General features: G+C 66.7%; 1 protein-coding gene and 1 pseudogene. Both read right to left on the bottom strand.

What is annotated here, in order from left to right; translation table 11 throughout:
• A partial coding sequence (locus DQP56_RS24170) for a class I SAM-dependent methyltransferase (protein WP_112689600.1) occupies positions 1 to 1,306 on the bottom strand: 1,306 nt, incomplete at its 3' end.
• Positions 1,307 to 1,464: 158 nt separating this feature from the next.
• Positions 1,465 to 1,600: pseudogene (locus DQP56_RS24165) on the bottom strand (ergothioneine biosynthesis PLP-dependent enzyme EgtE); the annotation flags it as partial.

The following is a 1,600-nucleotide window of genomic DNA, read 5'->3' as shown; positions in this document are numbered from 1 at the left end:
GCTGCCACCAGGGCCGCAGCGGCAAGCCCCCGTCCTCGCCTCGCTCACCGACCTTGGTGGCCAACACGTGGTGCAGCTGAAACAGGTTGCGCTCGAAGCCCAGCACCGACGCCGCCATGTACAGGCCCCACACCTTGGCGCGGCCCAAGCCGACCTCGGCGACCGCCTCGTCCCAGTGGTCGACCAGGTTCTGGCTCCAGCCGCGCAACGTTTTGGCGTAGTGATGCCGGAAGTCCTCCTCGTGCACCACCTCGAAACCGGCCTGCTGGATCTCGGTGATCACTCGCCCCGCGCCGGTGATCTCCCCGTCGGGAAAGACATACCGGTCGGTGAACGCGTCACCCTTGAACGTCGAGTTGTCCGGCAAGGTGATGCAGTGGTTGAGCAGCAGGCCACCGGTGCGCAGTTTCGACTTGAGGAAGCCGAAGTAGGACGGGTAGTTCTTCACCCCGATGTGCTCGGTGAGCCCGATCGAGGAGACCGCGTCGAACCCGGTGTCGGGCACGTCGCGGTAGTCGCAGTGCCGGACTTCGGCCAGGTCGCAGAGCCCCTCGTCGGCGATCGCCCGCTGCGCCCAGTCAACCTGCTCGGCCGACAATGTGGCGCCGATTGCGCGCACCCCGCGACGGGCCGCGTAGCGCACCATCCCACCCCAGCCGCAGCCGACGTCGAGCAGCCGGTCGCCGGGTTGCAACCGCAGCTTGTCGAAGATCAGCCGGTACTTGTTCTCCTGGGCTTCCTCCAGTGTGGCGTCGGCGTTCGGGTAGATCGCGCAGGTGTAGGTCATCGACGGGCCCAGCACCCACTCGTAGAAGGTGTTGGACACGTCGTAGTGGTGGTGGATGGCGTCGGCGTCACGGGCCTTGGAGTGCCGCAGTCCCGCCGCGGTACGGCGCCACTTGGCCGGCGCTTCCTCCGGCGGCGGCGCGATCGGCTTGAAGTGCCGAAAGCCGATCGACCGGATGATGTTCAGCAGCGCCTGCGGTGAGGGCTGCCGGAACTCCAGATCCGCCAGCGCGTTGAGGACCTCGTAAGGATTTCCCGGGTGCACGCCGCGCAGTTCCAGGTCACCCGCGATGTAGGACCGGGCGATCCCCAGTTGTCCCAGCGAGGTGGCCAGGTAGGTGGTGGCGCGCGGATTGAGCAGATCCACGCCCAGCGGGGCGTCATCGGGACCGACGCTGCTGCCGTCGTAAGCGGTGATCTTGATCGGCGGCTGCCCCCCGCCGGCCAGCAGCACCAGGATCTCGGCCAGGCCCAGCCGGCCTTTGGTAGCGCGAGCATGCTCCGTGGTCGATGTGGTCATCGTTTTCGATCTGGTCATCGTTTTCGATCTGGTCATAGTTGCACCCGTCCAGCCGTCGTATCCCCCCGTTTACGGGCGGCGTTTCCGTCCATACCCACATCACGGACCCTTAACTCACGGACCCTTAACCAGGGAAACGGTGCTGGGTCTGCAACGGTTCAGCACGCTGCGGTCACGGCCACCAAATCCTGGGCGAACGTCGCCAAGTCCGCCTCGGTGGTGTCGACGTGCGGTGAGATCCGCAGCACCGGCGCGGTCAGTTCCAGCGGTGCGCGTTCGACGCCGGCCGCCGTG

It is taken from the genome of Mycolicibacter senuensis, assembly GCF_003284925.1.
GTDB classification, from domain to species: domain Bacteria; phylum Actinomycetota; class Actinomycetes; order Mycobacteriales; family Mycobacteriaceae; genus Mycobacterium; species Mycobacterium algericum_A.
The sequence above is the reverse complement of the archived record's forward strand: the minus strand, read 5'-3'. Positions and strand labels throughout refer to the sequence as shown.